Below are 21,236 nucleotides of genomic sequence, written 5' to 3' on the forward strand. Positions count from 1 at the left end.
CGGCACACCCGGTCGGGTAGCCTCACGACGATTGCGTGCGTAGAAAGACCGGTTTGGTCAGCCTAGTCGTAAGAAGTGTGAGAAGGGGAACCCCAAGCATGCCCAAGATCAAGGTAGCGGGTCCCGTCGTCGAACTCGACGGCGACGAGATGACCCGGATCATCTGGAAGTTCATCAAGGACCAGCTGATCCTGCCCTACCTCGACGTCGACCTCAAGTACTACGACCTGGGGATCGAGCACCGCGACGCGACGGACGACCAGGTGACGGTCGACGCCGCCAACGCCATCAAGCAGTACGGCGTCGGCGTGAAGTGCGCCACCATCACCCCCGACGAGGCGAGGGTCGAGGAGTTCGGCCTGAAGAAGATGTGGAAGTCGCCGAACGGCACCATCCGCAACATCCTCGGCGGCGTCATCTTCCGCGAGCCGATCATCATGTCCAACGTGCCGAGGCTCGTCCCGGGCTGGACCAAGCCGATCGTCGTCGGCCGTCACGCGTTCGGCGACCAGTACCGCGCCACCGACCTGAAGGTGCCGGGCGAGGGCTCGCTGACCCTGACGTTCACCCCCAAGGACGGCTCGGCGCCCATCGAGCTGGACGTCTACGACTTCCCCGGCCCCGGCGTCGCGCTGGCCATGTACAACCTGGACGAGTCGATCCGCGACTTCGCCCGCGCCTCCATGCGCTACGGCCTGACCCGCAACTACCCGGTCTACCTGTCGACGAAGAACACGATCCTCAAGGCCTACGACGGCCGGTTCAAGGACATCTTCGCCGAGGTCTACGAGACCGAGTTCAAGGCCGACTTCGAGGCCGCCGGCATCACCTACGAGCACCGGCTGATCGACGACATGGTCGCCGCCGCGATGAAGTGGGAGGGCGGCTACGTCTGGGCGGCCAAGAACTACGACGGCGACGTGCAGTCCGACACGGTCGCCCAGGGGTTCGGCTCGCTCGGCCTGATGACCTCGGTGCTGATGACCCCCGACGGCCGCACCGTGGAGGCCGAGGCCGCGCACGGCACGGTCACGCGCCACTACCGCGAGCACCAGAAGGGCAACCCCACCTCCACCAACCCGATCGCCTCGATCTTCGCCTGGACGCGGGGCCTCGCCCACCGCGGCAAGCTCGACAACACCCCCGAGGTGACCGCGTTCGCCGAGGCGCTGGAGCAGGTCTGCATCGAGACCGTCGAGGGCGGCCAGATGACCAAGGACCTGGCCCTGATCGTGGGAGCCGACGCCAAGTGGCTGACCACGCAGGACTTCCTTGCGGCGCTGGACGAGAACCTCAAGAAGAAGATGGCCGGCTGACCCGGCGGGCCTGACGCGAGGGCCGCCCGCCGGAACGCCGGTGGGCGGCCCTCGCGCCGTTCGCCGGCATGGCGGTGGGCGGCCCGCACGCCGTTCGCCGGAACGGCGGGGGCGGTCCTCACGCCGTTCACCGGAGGTCACGGCGTGGTATCGGCTGCCGGTGCGGCCCCCAAGGGGCCGTAAAGTTCTCATGGTCGGGACATGACGCGACCACAAGGACGGGAATGCCGGAGCTCGGGCCGCTCGGACGGGGAGACCCCGAGCAGATAGGCCCTTTCAGACTGACCGGCCGCCTCGGGGAGGGCGGCCAGGGTGTGGTCTACCTCGGCCAGGACGGCACCGGCGAGCGCGCGGCGGTCAAGCTGCTGCACGTGAAGTTCAGCGGCGACCTCGTGGCCAGGTCGCGCTTCGCCCGTGAGTTGAAGGCCGCCCAGCGCGTCGCCTCGTTCTGCACGGCCCGCGTGATCGCGGCCGACCTCGACGGAGACACCCCGTACATCGCCAGCGAGTACATCGAGGGCAGGTCCCTGCGCGAGTCCGTCGAAGCCGGCGGGCCGCTCAAGGCCGGCGCGCTCGAACGCCTCGCGGTCGGCACCGCCACCGCGCTCACCGCCATCCACCGCGCCGGCATCGTGCACCGCGACTTCAAGCCCGACAACGTCCTCATCGCCGTCGACGGGCCGCGCGTGGTCGACTTCGGCATCGCGCGCATCCTCGACTCGACCGGCACGATCACCAGCAGAGCCGTCGGCACGCCCGCGTACATGGCCCCCGAGCAGATCTCCGGGGAAGAGGTGGGGCCGGCCGCCGACGTGTTCGCGTGGGGCTCGACCATGGCGTTCGCCGCCACCGGCTGGGCGCCCTTCGGCGGCACCTCCATCGCCGTGGTGCTCAACCGCGTGCTCAACCACGAGCCCGACCTGAGCGCGCTGCCCGAGCCGCTGCGCGGCGTGGTCCGCGCGTGCCTCGGCAAAGACCCGCGCTCCCGCCCGACGGCCGACCGGGTGCTGCTGCGGCTGCTCGGCCACGCCGACGCGGAGGACGCGTCCACCGCCGTGCTGAGCGAGGGCGCCGAACTGGCCGGACGGGAGACCGCCGACACCGCCTGGGCCGCCGGTCCCGGCGGCGCGCCAACGGCCTGGCCCACCGCCCACGGCGGCCCGCCCACGGCCTGGCCCACCGGTCCTGGTGGTGCGCCTACGGCCTGGTCCACCGCCCACGGCAGTGGACAGGCTGGTCAGAACGCCCAGTTCGGAATGGTGGGCCCGGACCTCGCGGGCGGCGGGCGGCCCGGGTCACCTGAGGCCGTCCCCACCGGCGGCGTGCCCGCACCGGCACCCGGGCGTCCGCGCAAGGGACGATGGGTGGCGGCCGCGGCGGCGGTCCTGGTGCTGGCCGGTGGCGGCGCGCTGGCCGTACGCCAGTGGGGGCCCGGCCTGGGCCTCGGGCTCGGCGGCCCCGGCCCGCGGCCGTCGTCCACCCTCGGCACCGCGCCGCCGACGACCGCCACTCCCACGCCCACCGATGGCGCGTCGCCGAGCCCGTCCTCCGCCCCGGCGATCTTCTCCTCGGTCGCCGACAAGGCGGCCATGACCGGCAAGCTCACCATCGCCGTACGCGACCTGGTGCCCGGCATCGCCCTGCACGGCCAGGACGGGTGGCACGGGTTCGAGGTGGAGGTCGGCACCTACATCGCCAAGCAGCTCGGGGTGCCGGCGAGCGGGGTCTCCTTCCGGGCCGTGGCGCTGAGCGAGCGGGCGTCGGTGCTGGCGTCCGGCGAGGCCGACCTGGTCATCGCCAGCTACTCCATCGCGGCCGGCCGGAAGGACGCGGTGACGTTCGCCGGGCCGTACTACACCGGCCACGTCGACGTGCTCGTGCGGGACGGAGACCCGTTCGAGAAGCTGTCCGATCTCGCGGGGCACAAGATGTGCGCCCCGGGGGCCAGCGTGACCACCGGGCTCGTCCAGGACGCCGTCCGCGTCCAGCTCCAGGCGGCCCCGACCTACGCCGCCTGCATGGACCTGCTGCGCGAGGGCAAGGTGGACGCCGTCCCCGGCGACGACCTGCTCCTCGCGGGGTTCGCCGACCGCGAGAGCATCCGCTACAAGGTGCTGGGCGCGCGGCTGACCGACGAGCGCTACGCCGTGGGGGTGAAGAAGGGCGACGTGCGGGGGTGTCAGGCGGTGCGCGGCGCGATCTCCCAGATGTACGCCGACCGCACGGCGCAGGCGCTGCTGAAAAAGTACTTCTCCAAGGTCGACTTCACCCCCGAGGCCACCAGACCGTCCCCCGCCCCCTGCGACTAGCGCCCTGCACGCAGTTCGTCGATGGTGTGGTGGGCCCAGGTGAGGAAGCTTTCGGTCTGGGCGATGCCGAGGTTGAGGGCGTGGGAGCCGAGGCGGCCGGACGGGAGGGGCGCCGCGCCGAAGGTGGCCGCTTTCAGCTCGTGGAGGTGGTCGAGGTTGGCCTGGGAGGCGGCCGCCATCCGTTCGAGCACGGCGATGGCCTCGGGGACGTCGAGGATGGGCAGCAGGAACGCCTGGAGGGCGCTCTCGCTTCGCGTGGGGCCGGCGGGTTCGTGCTCGACCATCCAGCGGCGCACCTCGGCTCTGCCCTCGGGCGTGATCGCGTAGGTCTTGCGGCCGCGCGCCCCCTCGGCCGCCACGGTGATCAGGCCGTCGGCGGCCAGTTTGGCCAGCTCGGGATAGATCTGGCTGTGCCCGGCCTGCCACACGTGGTTGATCGTCACCTCGAACTTCTTGGTGAGGTCGTACCCGCTCGCGGGGCCGGAGGACGACAGCAGGCCGAGGAGGGCGATGCGCAGGGACATGGCGTCATGATACTCAACCATTGACATGTCAGTACTTACATGTCATCTTCTACATGTTCGGTCGGACAGGTAGAGGCGCTCTGGTGTGCCCCGGTCCGGCCATGCCACGCAGGGCGAGAGGACGACAGATGGCGGTCACCACCACGGCTCCCGAGCGCGCGGAGCCCACGTCCAAGGGGAACGGGCTGCTGCTGGCCGGCGTGCTCGGCGGGATGTTCCTGGCGATGCTCGACCAGACCATCGTCGGCACGGCCCTTCCCCGCATCACCGCCGAACTCGGCGGCGCGGGCCTGTACACGTGGGTCGTGACGGCCTACCTGCTGACCTCCACGGTCACGGTCCCGCTGTACGGCCGGCTCTCCGACGCCTACGGGCGCCGGCCCCTGCTGCTGATCGGCGTCACGGTCTTCCTGCTCGGGTCGGCGTCGTGCGGCCTCGCCCAGGACATGGGCCAGCTCATCGCCTTCCGCGGCCTGCAGGGGCTCGGTGCGGGCGCGCTCATCCCGCTGTCGCTGGCACTGGTGGCCGACCTGTTCCCGCCCGGCGAGAGCGGCAGGGTGCAGGGCGCGCTCGGCGGCGTCATGGCCGCGAGCTACATCGCGGGGCCCTTCCTCGGCGGTTTCTTCACCGACCACGCGAGCTGGCGCTGGGCCTTCTTCGTCAACCTGCCGGTCGGCGCGGTGCTGCTGGCCATCATCGCCCTGCGCCTGCCCCGCGCGGCCGGCGCGGGTCGGGCCAGGCCCGACTACCTCGGCATGGGGGTCTTCACGGTGGCGATCAGCGCGCTGCTGGTCGGCCTCACCGAGAAGGGCCTGGACGGCCACTCCTGGACGAGCCCGCCGGTCGCCGGTCCGCTGCTCGCCGCCGCCGTCCTGCTCGCGGCGTTCGTGCCGGTGGAACTGCGCGCCGAGCAGCCGATCGTGCCCATGCACCTGTTCCGCAACCGCACCTACACGATCGCCAACCTCGCCTCGTTCTTCACCGCGGCGTGCCTGTACGCCGGGGCGGTGTTCCTGCCGCGTTACTTCCAGGAGGCGAAGGGCCTGAGCGCCACCGACTCCGGCCTGCGCATCTACCCGTTCATGCTCGGCATGCTGGCCGGCAGCGTGCTGACCGGCGCCCTGATCGGCAGGACGCGCCGCTACAAGCCCTGGCTGGTGGCGGCGCCGTTCCTGATCGCCGCCGGCGGGCTGCTGAGCTCCGGCCTCGCCGTGGACACCCCGGACTGGAGCCTGGTGGCGTGGATGGCGCTCATGGGCCTCGGCGTGGGGCCGATGCTCTCGGGCCTGACGGTGGCCGTCCAGTACGCCGTCCCGGCCGGCTACATCGGCACGGCCACCGCCAAGCTCACCTTCTTCCGCCAGATCGGCGGGTCGGTGGCCCTGGCGGTCGCCGGCACGGCCTACGCCTCGGTGGTGCGCGACCAGGCGCCGGCCCACGTGCCCGCCCAGGCGCACGCGGCGGCCGCCGCCACCGTCATCCCCTGGCTGGCCGTGGCGGGCGCGGCGGTCGCGTTCGCGGCCCTCGTCTTCCTCCCGCGGCGCACGATCGCGGACGGCGCGGCGCCCGGGGCTCCCGCCGTCGCGGAATAGCGACGTTCGCGTAGTTCAGGCGGCATGTGCGGCCGGTGAAGGACGTCGTGACAAGGCTTTGCGGTTCCGTGAGATTCGCCTGTACAGGGGGGCGCGTGTCGGGCGAGCGCGCGGCGCCCCCCGCGACGTTCAATTGATGCCGAACGCATGGGGGTCGCACGTTTATGGGTCTGTTCACGGCTGGAGTCGCCGCCGGTCTGGTCTTCTTGCTCGTCGCCGCTCCGGTGGTGAACGCCGCCTCCGGGCGCCCGGCCGGGCGATGGGGAGGGGCGGACCTGTCGGTGCGCGTCGCCGCCTCGCCGCGGGTCGCGCAGCCCGGCCAGTGGCTGACGTACGAGGTGAAGGTGCGCAACGCCGGGCCGGGCGAGGCGGTGCTGCCCGTGCTGACGATCCGCCTGCCGGACGAGGTCGACATCGCCGCCGTCAACGTGACTTCCTGCCGCCCCGGCACGTCCAAGAACGAGGTGGTGTGCCCGTCTCCGACGGACATCCAGGCCGGAGACTCGGGGGCGGTGACCGTCCTCGGACTGGTCCGGGCCGGCGCCCGCGGCCCGCTGCGCGCGTCGGCCGGCCTGTCGTCGGAGGTGGTCGACGACAACGAGGCCGACAACCGCGCCGAACTCCTCACGCGGGTCGACGAGGGGGCCGACCTGGCCGTGCGGCTCTCGCCCGCCACCGTGAGCGCCGGGCCGGGGGAGCGGTTCCCCGTCAGGGCGACGGTGCGCAACGGCGGGCCGAGGGGGGTGCGCGACGCGCGGGTCGACTTCACCGACGACGGCGCCCGGTTCCTGTCGGCCAAGGGCGCGCGGTGCGCGGAGCGGCACGGGCAGGTGGGCTGCTCGCTCGGCCCGATCAGGTCAGGGGCGCACGGGACGTTCGACCTGGTCTTCCAGATGCCCCGCGGCCGCGCACGCGGTGCCGGGACGCGGGCCACGGTCTACTCCACGCGGGTCGGCGACCGGCGCCCGGCCAACAACCAGGCGCGCGTGCGCGTCTCGCCGCGTCGCGGCTGACCGTCCGGGCATCCCTCACCGCGCCTGCGCGGGGCAGGTGGCGGCGGCCGGCCGCTGCGCCGGATAGGTCGTCGCGAAGACGGCGCCCGCCGCGGCGGCCGTGGCGCAGACCAGGATGAGACCGGCAAGCGCCACCTTCAGCGTCAAAGGTGAAAAGCTTCCGTCTTTCCTCACATGAAGGATCTCACCACAAGATGACGGAGTGAGACGCCGTTTTCGCAGAACGTGATTCCAGTCGTGGCCGGACGGCCGGGCGTTCAGCGGGTCAGGGCGGCCCAGGCGTCGGCGACGATGGCGCGCAGGCCGGCGTGCTCGGCCTTCCAGCCGAGCTCGCGCTGGATGCGCTCGGAGGAGGCCACCAGCACCGCCGGGTCGCCGGGACGGCGCTCGCCGACCACCGTGGGGATGGGATGGCCGGTGACCTCCCGGCACACGGAGATGACCTCCTGGACCGAGAAGCCCGTGCCGCTGCCCAGGTTGTAGATCGTGTGGTCGCCGGGGCGGCAGGCGTCCAGCGCGAGCAGGTGGGCGCGGGCGAGGTCGGCGATGTGGATGTAGTCGCGCACGCACGTGCCGTCCGGAGTGGGGTAGTCGGTGCCGAAGACGCTCACCGCGTCGCGCCGGCCGAGCGCGACGGCGAGCACGTTCGGGATCAGGTGGGTCTCCACCGCGTGGCGCTCGGCGTACACGCGTCCGTCCACCGCGGTGTAGGCCCCGGCGACGTTGAAGTACCGCAGGCTGACGGCCCCGAGGCCGTGCAGGCCGGCGAAGGCGGTCAGCGCCGTGTCCACCGCGAGCTTGGAGGCGCCGTAGGGGTTGGTCGGGCGCGTCGGGTCGGTCTCGGTGATCGGGGTGCGCTCGGGCTCGCCATAGGTCGCCGCGGTGGAGGAGAAGACGACGCGCCGCACACCGTGCAGCCGCATGGCCTCCAGCAGCGCGAGGGTGCCGCCGAGGTTGTTGGACCAGTACAAGGAGGGCTTCTCCACCGACTCGCCGACGAGCGAGCGGGCCGCGAAGTGCAGCACGCCGTCGAAGGAGGGGTCAAGGACGCCGGCCGCCTCGGTGATGGACGTCTCGGCGAACGAAGCGCCGGCGGGCACCGCGTCGGCGTGACCCGTGGAAAGGTCGTCCAGCACGGTGACCTCGTGGCCCGCCTCGACGAGCTGTGCGGCCACGGCGCTCCCGACGTAGCCGGCGCCTCCGGTTACCAGCAGCTTCACTTGCCCTGCCTCCGTTCGATCGTGTGCGATCGTGTTTGATTTTGTAGGTCTGAGGTCCAGCTTACGCGCCTCCGGGCGCTCTGGGGGGAAGTGGCAACGGGTACGCTGACCAGATCATCGTGTGAGCCTCACCCGAACGGACATCGACGTGCACAACGTCGCGGCGAACATCGTCCTGGTCCTCATCTTCGTCCTGATCGGCGGCTTCTTCGCCGCGGCGGAGATGGCCATGGTCTCCCTGCGCGAGAGCCAGATCCGGCGGCTGGCCGAGGACGGCCGGCGGGGCGCGCGCGTCGCCCGGCTCGCCCGCGACCCCAACCGCTTCCTGTCCGCGGTGCAGATCGGGGTCACCGTGGCCACCGTGCTGTCGGCCGCCGTCGGCGCCGACACGCTGGCCGGCCAGCTGCAGCCGCTCATCGTACGGACGGGCCTGCCGGCCGGCGCGGCCAGGCCGCTGTCGCTGGTCGTGGTCACCCTCGCGATCTCCTACGTGACGCTCGTCCTCGGCGAGCTGGCGCCCAAACGCCTCGCGCTGCAGCGCGCCGAGGGGCTGTCCATGGTGGTCGCGCCGTTCCTGGACCGGCTGGCCGCGCTGTCGCGCCCGGTGATCTGGCTGCTGTCGAAGTCCACCGACGGCGTGGTGAAGCTGCTCGGCGGCAACCCGCGGGCCGACCGCGCCGAGATGACGACCGAGGAACTGCGCGACATGGTCGTCGGCCACCAGGAGCTCACCCAGGACGAGCGCGACCTGATCGACGAGGTCTTCACCGCGGGCAAGCGCCACCTGCGGGAGGTGATGCTGCCGCGCACCGAGGTGGAGTTCATGGCGCTGGACACCCCGCTGGCCGAGGCGGCGATCCTGGCGGCGGCGATGCCGCACTCCCGGTTCCCGGTCTACCGCGACTCCTATGACGACATCGTGGGGTTCGTCCACGTCCGCGACCTGCTCGACCCGGTGCTCACCGGGCGCATCGAGCCGATCGGCGAGCTGGTGCCGATCAGGCCGGTCAAGCTGCTGCCGGCGACCAAGCGGGTGCTGCCCACGCTGAGCGAGATGCGCGACGACGGCCACCACCTGGCCATCGTCGTCGACGAGTACGGGGGCACGGCGGGCATCGTCACCCTGGAGGACCTGGTCGAGCAGCTCACCGGCGACATCCGCGACGAGTACGACGCCGACGGCGAGTCCGTGCGCCTGGTCGCGGGCGAGATGGAGATCGACGGACTGGTCAACCTGGAGGACTTCGCCGCGGAGACCGGCATCCCGCTGGAGGAGGGGCCGTACGAGACCCTCGGCGGCTATGTCATGGCCGCGCTCGGCCACCTGCCCGAGGTCGGCGAGCGGGTGGACCGGCCCGCCTGCACCCTGGTCGTCACCGAGATGGACGGCCGCCGCGTCGCCCGCGTCCGCGTCATCAGGAAGGTCGTCGCGGTGGCGCCGGAGGACCCGGACGCGGCCCCAGGTCCCGGCTGATCCCACCGCGCCCTACCCCCGTGTCAGTCGCGGACGGTCCCCGGCGCCTGACACAATTGAGTGCTATGGCCAGACCTCGCGTGCTCTCCGGCATCCAGCCCACCGCCGAGTCCTTCCACCTCGGCAACTTCCTCGGCGCCGTGCGCCAGTGGGTCGACATGCAGGAGACCCACGACGCGTTCTACTTCATCGCCGACCTGCACGCGATCACGGTGAACCCCTCGGCCGCCGACCTGCGCCGCCGCACACGCGTCTCCGCCGCCCAGCTGTTCGGCGCCGGCATCGACCCCGAGCGCAGCACGCTGTTCGTGCAGAGCCAGGTCCGCGAGCACAGCGAGCTCGCCTGGATCCTCATGTGCAACACCGGCATGGGCGAGGCCGCCCGCATGACCCAGTTCAAGGACAAGTCGGCCAAGTACGGCGAGAGCTCGGCCGGGGTGGGCCTGTTCACCTACCCGATCCTGCAGGCGGCCGACATCCTGATGTACCAGGCCGACTTCGTGCCGGTCGGCGGCGACCAGAAGCAGCACCTGGAGCTCACCCGCGACCTCGCCCAGCGCTTCAACGGCAGGTACGGCGAGACCTTCAACGTCCCCGCGCCGTACATCCTGAAGGAGGTCGAGAAGATCGCCGACCTGCAGGATCCGCTGGCGAAGATGTCCAAGTCGTCCTCCAGCCCCCAGGGCATCCTCGAGGTCCTGGAGGAGCCAGGGCCGCTGCGCAAGAAGGTCATGCGCGCGGTGACCGACACCGGCTCCGAGGTCGTCGCCGACCCCGAGAACAAGCCGGGCGTCACCAACCTGCTGCGCATCCAGTCGGTGCTCAGCGGCACGCCGATCCCCGAGCTGGAGGCCCGCTACGCCGGGCTCGGCTACGGCGCCTTCAAGAAGGACGTCGCCGAGGTCGTCGTCGACGCCTTCGCGCCGATCCGCGAGCGCACCGAGAAGCTCCTGGCCGACGAGGCCGAGCTCGACCGCCTGCTCGCGGTGGGCGCCGCGCGGGCCTCGGCCGTGGCCCGCGAGACCATGGAGCTCGTCCGCGAGCGCGTCGGCTTCCTGCCCAAGCTCTGACCCCCGCTCCCCGCCGGCCGGGCAGCGAAGATCGTCCTGCCCGGCGGGTGGCGCATACGGTACGCCTGTGGGGTAGATGGCCTGCATGGAACGCACGTGGGCCTCGATCCTGCGCACCGTCGAGGCCGTCAAGCAGTGGGGCAGGGTCAGGACCGAACGGTCCCGCGTGCGATGGGCGTGGCTCGACCACCTGATCCGCACCTTCCACCGCTACCAGAGCCAGCGCGGCGACCGGCTGGCGGGCGCGGTGACCTACTTCGCCTTCCTGTCGTTCTTCCCGCTGCTCGCCCTGGCGTTCGCCCTGTTCGGGTACGTCCTCACGGTGCGCCCGGACGCGCTCACCACTCTGGTGCGGGCCATCGACCAGCAGTTGCCCGGTCTGGCCGACCGGCTGCGCATCGAGGACCTCGCCACCGCCCGCCGCAGCGCGGGCGTCATCGGCCTGCTCGGCCTGCTCTACGCGGGTCTCGGGGTCGTGGACGCCCTGCGTGACGCGCTGCACGAGATCTGCGTCAGCTGCGAGCCGCCGATGAACTGGTTCGCCGGCAAGCTGCGCGACCTGGTCGCCCTGCTGCTGATGGGCCTCACGATCGTGGTGTCGGTGCTGGTCGGCGGGTTCGCCGTGCAGGCCACCGGCGTGATCGTCGAATGGCTCGGGCTGGCCGACTCGGTGGTCGCCGCGGCGCTCGTCCGGACGGCCGGCGTGCTGATCAGCGTCGCCGCGGACATGCTGGTCTTCTGGGTGATCCTCGGCTGGCTGGGCAAGGTCGGCAAGCCGGTCGTGACCACGCTCAAGGGGGCGCTGCTCGGCGCGGTCGGGTTCGGCGCGCTCAAGCAGGCCGCGACCTTGCTGCTCGGGCACACCCTGACCAACCCGATCTACGGTGCCTTCGCGGTGATCGTCGGCCTGCTGCTGTGGCTCAACCTGTCGGCCCGCTGGGCTCTGTACGTCGCCGCCTGGACCGCCACCGCCAACGGCGCCCCGCCTCCCGAGCCGACCCCCGTCCCCGCCGCCGGGTACGAGTGACCGCTAAGGGTACGAGTGACCGGTCAGACCTCGAAGGGTTCGTCCCGCCGGCCGCGGGAGCGGCGGCGCACGCCGTAGACCACCCACACGACGCCGCCGAGCAGGCCGGCGGCCACGGCCCCGGCGCCGATGCCGACCAGAGGAGAGTCCTGCGCCGCGGCGGCGGGCCTCGGCGGCGCCGCGGGGACGCCGGAGGGCGGGCCGCCGACCGGCTTGGTGGGCTTGACCGTGGGGACGGGGGAGACCAGCGTGCCGACGGCGGCCACGTGGCCCCGGGAGGCGAACCCCCAGTCGAGCAGCTCCTTGACCTCCTCCCAGAAGGACCCCTCGTGGTGCATGACCGTGACGATGATGGTGTGGCCGCCGCGTCTGGCGGCTCCGGCGAAGCTGCCGAGCGCCTTGGTCGTCCAGCCGTTCTTCACGCCCATCATGCCGGGGTAGCGGCCGAGCAGCCGGTTGTGGTTGGCCATCTCGTAGTGCTTGCCGCCCGGAGCGGGGAAGTTCGCCACCTTGGTGCCGACGTACTCGCGGAAGTCGGCGTTGGCCAGGCCGGACCGGGCGATGAGCGCCAGGTCGTAGGCCGAGCTGCTCTGGCCCGGCTTGTCCAGTCCGTTCGGGGTCTTGGCGACGGTGTCCAGCGCCTGGAGCCGCTTGGCCTCGGCGTTCATGTCGGCGAGGGTGCGGGCGAGGCCGCCGTTGGCCTCGGCGAGCGCCACGGCCGCGTCGTTGCCGGAGACCATCATCAGCGCGCGGAGCAGGTCGCGCACGCGGTAGATCCTGTGCGGGGTGAGCCCCACGGCGCTGCCCTCGACGTTGCACGCCTCGGCGCTCGGCTTGATCAGCTTGGTCTTGTCGAGCCGGGGGATGAGCGTGACGGCGGTGAGCATCTTCAGGGTGCTGGCGGGCAGGTAGCGCCCGTGCGGGTCCTTGGCGGCCAGCACCTCGCCGGTGTCGGCGTCGGCCACGACGAACGACGAGGCCCCGGTCTTGGGCAGGGCCTTGGCCGCCGGGTCGACGACCACGCCCCTGCGCCCGAGGAGCCCGCCGCCGACGGGAACGGTGTCGTCGGCGGCCGAACGCGCCTGAGCAGGGGTGACGAGCGTGAGTCCCCCGGCGAGCGCGAGCGCGCTGACTGCTGATACGTGCTTCATCCCCATAGGGAAATCAGAGTAGCTTTGTCGCTTTTCAAGTGGGGCAAGACACGACAAAGATCGCGAGTGTGCCTGGTCAGGAACCGTGGAGGTACCATGGAGGCGGTGAAGATGACACGACGTACGGCCGGCTTTCTGCTGGTCCTGGCCGCTTTCATGGTCTTCGAGTGGGTCATGCTCGGCTTCAACCTCGCCGACGGGCATCCCACGGCCTTCTACGTGGTGCACGGCATCCTGGTCGCCGTCAACCTGATCCTCGCCGCGGCGGTCGGGTTCGTCGGCTGGCGTGCTTGGCGAGCCTGGCGCCCCGCTGATCGCTGAGCCGGTCCGCGCCCGCATATAAACCCCCCTTCGCGGGCAGAGACGGTTAACGACCGTTTTGCGGTTGACCATGCATGAGTGGGTGCCTTCACCGCTTTGGTGGCCGGGCGCGGGAAGCCGTAAGTCGGGGCGTACTGGGGTGACCGTAGGGTTGGCCGGTTCCGTCGCGTGGCGGAGACTCGGCCATGGGACCTTTGCCTATGGAGGCGCGCTGTGCCAATCGAGTTCAATCCTTCGCGCGGCCCGACACTGGGCGTCGAATGGGAACTCCAGCTTGTCGACAAGCACACCCGCCGCCTCCGGCAGGACGCGCGCACGGTGCTCGACGCGGTCCCCGAGCTGAGCGAGACCCCTCGTCCGAAGGTCATGCACGAGCTGATGCAGTCCCAGCTCGAAGTGATCACCGACGTGTGCCACACGGTGTCGGAGGCCGTGCGCGACCTGCGGACCACCATCGAGCGCCTCCGCCAGGTGGTCGGCGCGCGAGGGATGGCCCTGGCCTGCACGGGCACGCACGCCATCAGCGACTGGCGTGACGCCGTCTACGCCCCCGTCCAGCGGTACACCGAGCTGGTCGAGGAGATGCAGTGGCTGGCATGGCGGATCCAAACATTTGGCGTACATGTCCACGTGGGGGTGCGAGAAAGGGATAAAGTCATCCCCATCGTCAACGCACTTGCGGCCTACCTGCCGCATTTCCTCGCGCTGACGGCCTCCAGCCCTTACTGGGGCGGCCAAGACACCGGGCTCGCCTCCAGCAGGGCCATCGTCTTCGGGTCGCTGCCGACAGCAGGACCACCGCAGATGCTGGCGGACTGGACCGAATTCGAAGAGTACATGGACACCCTCAAGCGCGCGGGGACCATCAAGAGCATCAAAGAGGTGTGGTGGGACATCCGGCCGCACCCCGACTTCGGCACGATTGAGATTCGAATGTTCGACGGTATACCGACCCTTCGGGAGGTCGGGATGGTGACGGCGTTGTCGCAGTGCCTCATACAGCAGTTCGACCAGCAGCTGGACCGCGGGTACCGCCTCCCGCACCCGGCGCCGTGGGTCGTGCGCGACAACAAGTGGCGGGCCACCCGCTACGGGCTGGACGCCTTCGTCATCACCGACGACCACGGATCGACCGCGCCGATGCGCGACATGCTGTACGAACTGACGCGCGAGCTCGCGCCGGTGGCCGAGCGGCTCGGCTGCCCCGAGGAACTCGCCACCATCACCGACGTGGTGGAGCAGGGCAACTCCTGCGAGCGCCAGCGCGCGATCCTCAACGGAGGCGGCACCCTCGACGACATCGTCGACGCGACGATCGTCGAACACGCCGAGGACCGCTTCGTCACCACCAACCTGCGAACGTCGAACGGGGCGATGGGCCATGCCGGCAAGTGATCTAAGGGGCGAGCTCGACGCGTTCCTGGGCGCTCACAACGACTCTCTGATCGGGTTCCGGCGTGACCTGCACGCCAACCCCGAGCTGGGGTTCGTCGAGCACCGGACGACCGAGCGCATCGCCGGCCGGCTCGCCGCCGCCGGGCTCGCCCCGATCCCGCTTCCCCGGGGCACCGGCCTGATCTGCGACATCGGCAGCGGGGACGGCACCACCGTCGCTCTGCGCGCCGACATCGACGCTCTGCCGCTGCCCGACGAGAAGGACGTGCCCTACCGCTCGACCGTCCCCGGCGTCTGCCACGCCTGCGGCCACGACGTGCACACCGCGATCGTCCTCGGCACCGGGCTGTTCCTGGCCGAGCAGGCGGCGGCCGGGCTGCTGCCCGGGCGGGTGCGGCTGATCTTCCAGCCCGCCGAGGAGGTCATGCCCGGCGGCGCGCTGAAGGTCCTGGAGGCCGGCGGCATCAGCGGCGTCGACCGCATCTTCGGCCTGCACTGCGACCCCCGCGTGGAGGTCGGCAAGCTCGGCCTGCGCGTCGGCCCGATCACCGGCGCCTGCGACAAGGTCAGCGTCCGCGTCGCGGGCCCCGGCGGCCACACCGCGCGCCCCCACCTGACCGCCGACCTCGTCTTCGCGCTCGCCAAGATCGTCACCGAGCTGCCCGCCGCCCTCAGCAGGCGCGTCGACCCCCGCTCGTCGCTGTCGCTGGTCTGGGGCCGGGTCCAGGCGGGCTCGGTCGCCAACGCCATCCCCGACGACGGCGTGGCCGAGGGCACGATCCGCTGCCTGGACGAGCAGGCCTGGCACGAGGCCCCCGACCTGTTCAAGTCGCTGCTGGACTCGGTCGCGATCGCCTACGGCGTCGAGGCCGAGATGAACTACCTGCGCGGCGTCCCGCCGACCATCAACGAGGCCAAGAGCGTGCACATGCTGCGCGAGGCCGCCCACCAGGTGCTCGGCATGGAGTCCACCGTCCCCACGCCGCAGTCGCTGGGCGGCGAGGACTTCGGGTGGTACCTGGAGTCGGTCCCCGGGGCGTACGCCCGGCTCGGCGTGCGCGCGCCGGGTGAGACCCGCCAGATGGACATCCACCAGGGCACCTTCGACGTGGACGAGCGCTGCATCGGCGTCGGCGTGCGCGTCATGGCGGCCACGGCGCTGACCGCGCTGTGGGACGGCTGCACCGTCTCGGCCGAGCGATCCGACGCCCAGCCCGTGACCGCCTGAGGGCGCGAGGCCCGGCGGGGACGTCCGAAAGGCGGCCCGCCGTCCCCCTCTCTCGCGGTTCCGCAGGTCACAGGGCGGCGTGAGCTGCATAACGGACCTATTTCGGAGCCGGGCGGCGGTTTGGCCAACACCGGTCAAACAACTATCTTCCGTGCAGGGTTGCCGTGCGGTCTGCTTCGCGCGTGCACACATGTTGGACGGCGAAGAACACGGAAGGAGTCATCTTGCTCCGCAATCACGCAAGCAAGTTGGCCGCCACGACCGCGGTGAGCGCCATGCTCATGGCGGTCGCGGCATGTGGGGGCAGCAGCGGCTCCGGCGGCACGGACACGGCGGCGCCCGAGGCGTCGAGCGCGTCCTCCGCCGCGGCGCCGAGCGGCGCCAAGGTCGGCCTGGCCTACGACATCGGCGGCCGGGGCGACCAGTCGTTCAACGACGCCGCCGCCGCCGGCCTGGAGAAGGCCAAGTCGGAGCTCAAGCTGGGCGAGACCAAGGAGCTCGAGGCCGGGTCCGGCGAGACCGGCGCCCAGAAGGAGCAGCGGCTTCGCCTGCTCGCCCAGAGCGGGTACAACCCGGTCATCGCGGTCGGCTTCGCCTACTCCGAGGCGATCAAGAAGGTCGCGGGCGAGTTCCCCGACACCAAGTTCGCCATCGTCGACGACGCCGCCCAGGGTCCGAACATCTCCAACCTGGTCTTCGCCGAGAACGAAGGCTCCTTCCTCGTGGGCGCCGCGGCGGCGCTGAAGTCGAAGAAGGACCACATCGGCTTCGTCGGCGGCGTCCAGGTGCCCCTCATCAAGAAGTTCGAGGTCGGCTACGCCAAGGGCGCGCAGTCCGTGAAGCCGGACATCAAGATCGACGTGAAGTACCTCACCCAGCCGCCGGACTTCGCCGGGTTCAACGACCCCGCCAAGGGCAAGACGGCGGCGCAGGGCATGTACGACGCCGGCGCCGACATCGTCTACCAGGCGGCGGGCGGCTCCGGCGGCGGCGTCTTCGAGGCGGCCAAGGAGTCCAAGGCCATGGCCATCGGCGTGGACTCCGACCAGGCGCTCACGGCCGACGAGAGCGTGCGCGGCGTCATCATGACCTCCATGCTCAAGAAGGTCGACGTCGCGGTGTTCGACTTCCTCAAGAGCTTCGTGGACGGCACGGTCAAGGCCGGTCCGACGACCTACGACCTCAAGGCCGGCGGCGTCGACTTCTCCACCACCGGTGGCCAGGTCGACGACATCAAGAACAAGCTGGACGAGTACAAGCAGAAGATCATCAACGGCGAGATCAAGGTTCCCTCCGAGTGATCCGCTGAAGCGCGAGGGGCCCGGCGGCCATAGCACCGGGCCCCTTGGGCTACTGTCTGGTTCACCCGCTCCGCCCCGCAAGGCCCACCACGGCTCCGCCCGGGGCCGGCCAGCGCGCCGGCCAGGCTCTCCGCCGCCCCGGCGCGCCGCGAGTACGAGAGCCCGTCAGATCCGCCGACAAGGCGAGCCGCCGCGCCCATCGGGCGCGCCGGCGCGCCACCGAGGCCGTCCGCATGGAGGAGGCCGCCATCAGCACCTCGACTTCTTCGGCTACCGCCCCCGAGTCCGCCGTCGAGCTGGAGGGGATCACCAAGAGATTCCCCGGCGTCGTCGCCAACCGTGACATCCGCCTGAGCGTGCTGCGTGGGCACGTACACGCCGTCGTCGGCGAGAACGGCGCGGGCAAGTCCACGCTCATGAAGATCCTATACGGCATGCAGCGGCCGGACGAAGGCGTGATCCGCGTCAACGGATCGCCCGTCTCGTTCCGCACGCCGGCGGACGCCATCGCCGCCGGCATCGGCATGGTCCACCAGCACTTCATGCTCGCGGACAACCTCACCGTCCTTGAGAACATCGTCCTCGGCAGCGAGCCGCGCAAGGGCGGCATCGGCATCGACTTCGCCGCCGCCCGCCGCCGGATCAAGGAGATCTCCGACGCCTACGGCCTCGGCGTCTCGCCCGACGTCCTCGTCGAGGACCTGGGCGTGGGCGCGCGGCAGCGCGTCGAGATCCTCAAGGTGCTCTACCGGGGCGCGCGCATCCTCATCCTGGACGAGCCGACCGCCGTGCTGGTGCCGCAGGAGGTCGACGAGCTGTTCGACAACCTGCGCGGGCTGGTCCGCGAGGGCCTGACCATCATCTTCATCTCCCACAAGCTGGACGAGGTGCTCCGGGTCGCCGACGCCATCACGGTCATCCGGCGCGGCACCACCGTGGCCGGCGTCGACCCCAAGGACGTCACGGCCAGGCGGCTGGCGGAACTCATGGTGGGCAGCGAACTGCCGAGCCCCGAGACGCGCGAGTCGACGGTCACCGACGAGGTGGCGCTGGCCGTGCGCGGCCTGACGGTGCGCAGCGCCGACGGACGGGCGGTCGTGGAGGACGTCTCGTTCGACATCCACAAGGGCGAGGTGCTCGGCATCGCGGGCGTCGAGGGCAACGGGCAGGCCGAGCTCGTCGAGGCCATCATGGGCATGCGCCCGGCCGACGGCGCGATCGCCCTCGGCGGCGCCGACATCTCCGGCTGGACGACCCTGCGCCGGCGCGAGGGCGGCATCGGGTACATCCCCGAGGACCGTCACCGGCACGGCCTGCTGCTGGGCGCGCCGCTCTGGGAGAACCGCATTCTCGGCCACCAGACCCGCAGGCCGAACGTCAAGGGGCCGTGGATCGACCGGGCCGGCGCCCGCGCCGACACCGAGCGCATCGTCAGGGAGTACGACGTGCGCACGCCCGGCATCGACGTCGACGCCCTGGCCCTGTCCGGCGGCAACCAGCAGAAACTCATCGTCGGCCGCGAGATGAGCGGCGACCCGGTCGTCCTGATCGCCTCCCACCCCACGCGCGGCGTGGACGTGGGCGCGCAGGCGGCCATCTGGGACCACCTGCGCGCCGCGCGCGCGGCGGGCCTGGCCGTGCTGCTGATCTCGGCCGACCTGGACGAGCTGATCGGCCTGTCGGACTCCCTGAAGGTCATCCTGCGCGGCCGCATGGTGGCCGACGTGGACCCGGCCACCGTGACGCCCGAACGGCTCGGCTCGGCGATGACCGGCGCCGCCGCCGGCGAGCCCGGCCCCGTCGACACGCCCCATGAGCGACCCGGCTCGGCAGCGGCCGAGGCGGGGGAGGAAGCATGAGTTCGTCCTTCACCGACCGGCTGCTCGGCCGGGTCAGGCTCGGCGGCCTGCTCGCGCTCGCCGCCCCCGTCCTGGCCATTGTTTTCGCCGGCATCGTCACCTCGATCATCCTGCTGCTGAACGGCAACCAGCCGCTGCAGACGTTCGGGCTGCTGCTGGACTTCAGCACCACCCCCCAGGTGCAGGTGACCATCCTCAACGGGGCCACCACCTACTACATCTCCGCGCTCGCCGTCGCGATCGGGTTCCGGATGAACCTGTTCAACATCGGCGTGGACGGCCAGTACCGCCTGGCCGCGCTCATCGCGGCGGCGGTCGGCGGCGCGCTGACCCTGCCCGCCCCGCTGCACATCGCCGTCATCATGGTCGTCGCCGTGCTCATCGGCGGCCTGTGGGCCTCGATCGCCGCCGTGCTGAAGAACGCGCGCGGCGTCAGCGAGGTCATCTCCACGATCATGCTGAACGCCATCGCCACCGGCTTCGGCGCCTGGCTGCTCACCCCCGAGCGGCTCGCCGTGCTGAGCGGCAACAACATCGGCACCAAGCCGATCGGCCCCTCCGGGCAGTTCCCCGGCATCGCGCTCATCCCCGGCACCCAGGCCAAGGTGTTCGGGACGATCATCGTGGCGGCCCTGCTCGGCGTGGCCTACTACGTCGTGCTGAACCGCACCCGCTTCGGCTTCGACCTGCGGGCCACCGGCCGGTCGGAGACGGCGGCCGTTGCCAGCGGCGTCAACGTCAAGAAGATGGTGCTGTACACGATGATCCTGTCCGGCGCGGTGGCCGGCCTGGTCGGCATGCCGCAGCTGCTCGGCGCCTCGTACTCCTACAGCCTGGACTTCCCGGCGGGACTCGGCTTCACCGGCATCGCGATCGCCCTCATGGGACGCAACAACCCGATCGGCATCGGCATCGGCGCCCTGCTGTGGAGCTTCCTGGACAACTCCAACGACATCCTCGACTTCAACGGCATCCCCAAGGAGATCGTCGTCATCATGCAGGGCACCATCGTGCTCTCGGTGATCATCGCCTACGAGCTGGTCCACCGGTACCGCGCGGTGGCCGAGCAGCGCCGGGTGAGCCGGCAGCTCTCCACGGGAACCCCCGCGCAGCCCCAAGGAGCGGCCGTATGACGCTCGCCGACCTGTCGGCCAAGGCGCCGCCCGCGCCCCCGGCCGCCCGCCGGTTCACGCTGAACTGGCAGGTGGCCCTGCTGGGCGTCCTCGCCCTGCTCGTCATGATGTCGCTCGCCCGCGTCGTCACCGGCGCCAACGACATCACCTCGGGCGGCACCATCGGCGCGGCCATCGGCCTCGCCGTGCCCATCGGCCTCGCCGCGCTCGGCGGACTGTGGTCCGAGCGCTCCGGCGTGGTCAACATCGGCCTCGAAGGCATGATGATCCTCGGCACCTGGTGCGGCGCCTGGGGCGCGCTCACCTTCGGCACGCCGTGGGCCGGAGTCGTCGCCGGGGCCATCGGCGGGGCGCTGGGCGGGCTGCTGCACGCCCTCGCCACCGTCACCTTCGGCGTCGACCACATCATCTCCGGTGTCGCGATCACCCTCCTCGGCCAGGGCGTCACCCAGTACCTGTCCAAGCTGGTGTTCGTCGGGATGAAGGGCGGCGGCGAGACCCAGTCTCCGCGCATCCCGGCCATCGAGGCCGTCAGCGTCCCCGGCATCGGCGCGCCGCTGCGTGACCTGGCGAACACGCACGTGTTCCTGCTGTCGGACCTGGCGGGCGTGCTCTACGGCATCACGCAGAACGTGTCGCTGTTCACCATCCTGGCCATCCTGCTCGTGCCGCTCAGCTTCTACCTGCTCTGGCGCACGGCCTTCGGGCTGCGCCTGCGCTCGTGCGGCGAGAGCCCGGTCGCGGCCGAGTCGCTCGGCGTGAACGTGTACCTGTACAAGTACCTCGCCGTCGTGATCTCCGGCGCGCTGGCCGGGCTCGGCGGGGCCTTCCTGTCGATCGTGGCCGCCGGCATCTACCGCGAGGGCCAGACCGGCGGTCGCGGCTTCATCGGCCTCGCGGCCATGATCTTCGGCAACTGGCGGCCCGGCGGCCTCGCGGGCGGCGCGCTGCTGTTCGGGTACACCGACGCCCTCCAGCTCCGCCAGGGCGGGACCTCCGTCCACGCGCTGCTGCTCGTCGTCGCGATGCTGCTCGCCGCCTTCGCCGTGTACCAGCTCGTGCGGCAGCGACGCAACCGCGCGGCGCTGATCAGCGGCGTGTTCGCCGTCCTGGTGTTCGCGGTGTTCGCCGCCACCGACACCGTGCCCGAGCAGTTCACCTCCTTCACGCCGCACCTCACGACGCTGCTGGTCTTGTCGCTGGCCTCCCAGCGGCTGCGGATGCCGGCGGCCGACGGCCTGCCGTACCGCAAGGGCCAGGCCACGTGAGGCGGCCGTACCACGATCGACGCAATCAGCACCAC

General features: G+C 71.3%; 18 protein-coding genes. 14 read left to right on the plus strand and 4 right to left on the minus strand.

What is annotated here, in order from left to right:
• Nucleotides 1-98 precede the first annotated feature (98 nt).
• Together ACZ6QO_RS17530 and ACZ6QO_RS17535 are read left to right on the plus strand one after the other, a co-directional pair.
• Nucleotides 99-1,316, plus strand: coding sequence for an NADP-dependent isocitrate dehydrogenase (locus ACZ6QO_RS17530; RefSeq protein WP_465851780.1), 1,218 nt, complete (start codon nucleotides 99-101; stop codon nucleotides 1,314-1,316).
• 224 nt (nucleotides 1,317-1,540) lie between these two features.
• A complete protein-coding gene (locus tag ACZ6QO_RS17535; protein WP_465851782.1) occupies nucleotides 1,541-3,625 on the plus strand; it encodes a serine/threonine-protein kinase in 2,085 nt (694 codons plus the stop codon).
• Here ACZ6QO_RS17535 and ACZ6QO_RS17540 read toward each other — a convergent pair.
• Nucleotides 3,622-4,149: a PadR family transcriptional regulator gene (locus ACZ6QO_RS17540; protein ID WP_465851783.1), complete on the minus strand. Its 528-nt coding sequence runs from the start codon at nucleotides 4,147-4,149 to the stop codon at nucleotides 3,622-3,624. The two genes, ACZ6QO_RS17535 and ACZ6QO_RS17540, sit on opposite strands and share 4 nt — an antisense overlap.
• Before the next feature lie 128 nt (nucleotides 4,150-4,277).
• Between ACZ6QO_RS17540 and ACZ6QO_RS17545 the strand changes: the two genes are divergently transcribed.
• Both ACZ6QO_RS17545 and ACZ6QO_RS17550 read left to right on the plus strand, forming a co-directional pair.
• Nucleotides 4,278-5,741 (plus strand): MDR family MFS transporter, encoded by a 1,464-nt coding sequence (locus tag ACZ6QO_RS17545; RefSeq protein ID WP_465851784.1) that lies wholly within the window; start codon nucleotides 4,278-4,280, stop codon nucleotides 5,739-5,741.
• Nucleotides 5,742-5,905: 164 nt separating this feature from the next.
• Entirely contained in the window at nucleotides 5,906-6,754 is an 849-nt protein-coding gene (locus ACZ6QO_RS17550) for a COG1361 family protein (protein WP_465851786.1), read from the plus strand.
• A 15-nt stretch (nucleotides 6,755-6,769) separates the two neighbouring features.
• On the opposite strand, the gene ACZ6QO_RS17555 is transcribed toward ACZ6QO_RS17550, so the two are convergent.
• Nucleotides 6,770-6,901, minus strand: coding sequence for a hypothetical protein (locus ACZ6QO_RS17555; protein ID WP_465851788.1), 132 nt, complete (start codon nucleotides 6,899-6,901; stop codon nucleotides 6,770-6,772).
• Between the two features lie 110 nt (nucleotides 6,902-7,011).
• Nucleotides 7,012-7,974 carry a UDP-glucose 4-epimerase GalE gene (galE, locus tag ACZ6QO_RS17560; RefSeq protein ID WP_465851790.1) on the minus strand — a complete coding sequence of 321 codons (963 nt, stop codon included), beginning with the start codon at nucleotides 7,972-7,974 and terminating at the stop codon, nucleotides 7,012-7,014.
• A 121-nt stretch (nucleotides 7,975-8,095) separates the two neighbouring features.
• Here galE and ACZ6QO_RS17565 point away from each other — a divergent pair, with 121 nt between their 5' ends.
• The 3 genes from ACZ6QO_RS17565 to ACZ6QO_RS17575 all read left to right on the plus strand — a co-directional run bounded on the left by ACZ6QO_RS17565 (nucleotide 8,096) and on the right by ACZ6QO_RS17575 (nucleotide 11,545).
• The gene (locus ACZ6QO_RS17565; protein ID WP_465851792.1) at nucleotides 8,096-9,448 is read left to right on the plus strand and encodes a hemolysin family protein; all 1,353 of its coding nucleotides are present in this window, start codon (nucleotides 8,096-8,098) and stop codon (nucleotides 9,446-9,448) included.
• A gap of 65 nt (nucleotides 9,449-9,513) precedes the next feature.
• The gene (gene trpS, locus ACZ6QO_RS17570; RefSeq protein ID WP_465851794.1) at nucleotides 9,514-10,518 is read left to right on the plus strand and encodes a tryptophan--tRNA ligase; all 1,005 of its coding nucleotides are present in this window, start codon (nucleotides 9,514-9,516) and stop codon (nucleotides 10,516-10,518) included.
• Nucleotides 10,519-10,603: 85 nt separating this feature from the next.
• A complete protein-coding gene (locus ACZ6QO_RS17575; protein ID WP_465851795.1) occupies nucleotides 10,604-11,545 on the plus strand; it encodes a YihY/virulence factor BrkB family protein in 942 nt (313 codons plus the stop codon).
• Between the two features lie 23 nt (nucleotides 11,546-11,568).
• Here the strand turns inward: ACZ6QO_RS17575 and ACZ6QO_RS17580 are convergent, their stop codons facing one another.
• Entirely contained in the window at nucleotides 11,569-12,696 is a 1,128-nt protein-coding gene (locus ACZ6QO_RS17580; protein ID WP_465851796.1) for a D-alanyl-D-alanine carboxypeptidase family protein, read from the minus strand.
• Nucleotides 12,697-12,807: 111 nt separating this feature from the next.
• Between ACZ6QO_RS17580 and ACZ6QO_RS17585 the strand changes: the two genes are divergently transcribed.
• From ACZ6QO_RS17585 to ACZ6QO_RS17615, 7 genes are all read left to right on the plus strand, one after another.
• On the plus strand, nucleotides 12,808-13,017 hold the full coding sequence (locus tag ACZ6QO_RS17585; protein ID WP_465852021.1) for an SCO4848 family membrane protein: 210 nt from the start codon (nucleotides 12,808-12,810) through the stop codon (nucleotides 13,015-13,017).
• Between the two features lie 213 nt (nucleotides 13,018-13,230).
• Entirely contained in the window at nucleotides 13,231-14,412 is a 1,182-nt protein-coding gene (locus ACZ6QO_RS17590) for a glutamate--cysteine ligase (protein WP_465851797.1), read from the plus strand.
• Nucleotides 14,399-15,640: an amidohydrolase gene (locus ACZ6QO_RS17595; protein ID WP_465851799.1), complete on the plus strand. Its 1,242-nt coding sequence runs from the start codon at nucleotides 14,399-14,401 to the stop codon at nucleotides 15,638-15,640. The genes ACZ6QO_RS17590 and ACZ6QO_RS17595 overlap by 14 nt, the downstream gene beginning before the upstream one ends.
• Nucleotides 15,641-15,864: 224 nt before the next feature.
• The gene (locus ACZ6QO_RS17600; RefSeq protein WP_465851801.1) at nucleotides 15,865-16,941 is read left to right on the plus strand and encodes a BMP family lipoprotein; all 1,077 of its coding nucleotides are present in this window, start codon (nucleotides 15,865-15,867) and stop codon (nucleotides 16,939-16,941) included.
• A gap of 233 nt (nucleotides 16,942-17,174) precedes the next feature.
• Complete coding sequence (locus tag ACZ6QO_RS17605) at nucleotides 17,175-18,800, plus strand: ABC transporter ATP-binding protein (protein WP_465851802.1); 1,626 nt, start codon at nucleotides 17,175-17,177, stop codon at nucleotides 18,798-18,800.
• Nucleotides 18,797-19,933 (plus strand): ABC transporter permease, encoded by a 1,137-nt coding sequence (locus ACZ6QO_RS17610; RefSeq protein ID WP_465851804.1) that lies wholly within the window; start codon nucleotides 18,797-18,799, stop codon nucleotides 19,931-19,933. The genes ACZ6QO_RS17605 and ACZ6QO_RS17610 overlap by 4 nt, the downstream gene beginning before the upstream one ends.
• Nucleotides 19,930-21,201, plus strand: coding sequence for an ABC transporter permease (locus tag ACZ6QO_RS17615; protein ID WP_465851806.1), 1,272 nt, complete (start codon nucleotides 19,930-19,932; stop codon nucleotides 21,199-21,201). Before ACZ6QO_RS17610 ends, ACZ6QO_RS17615 begins: the two co-directional genes overlap by 4 nt.
• Nucleotides 21,202-21,236 lie beyond the last annotated feature (35 nt).

The organism is Sphaerisporangium sp. NPDC049457 (genome assembly GCF_055586705.1).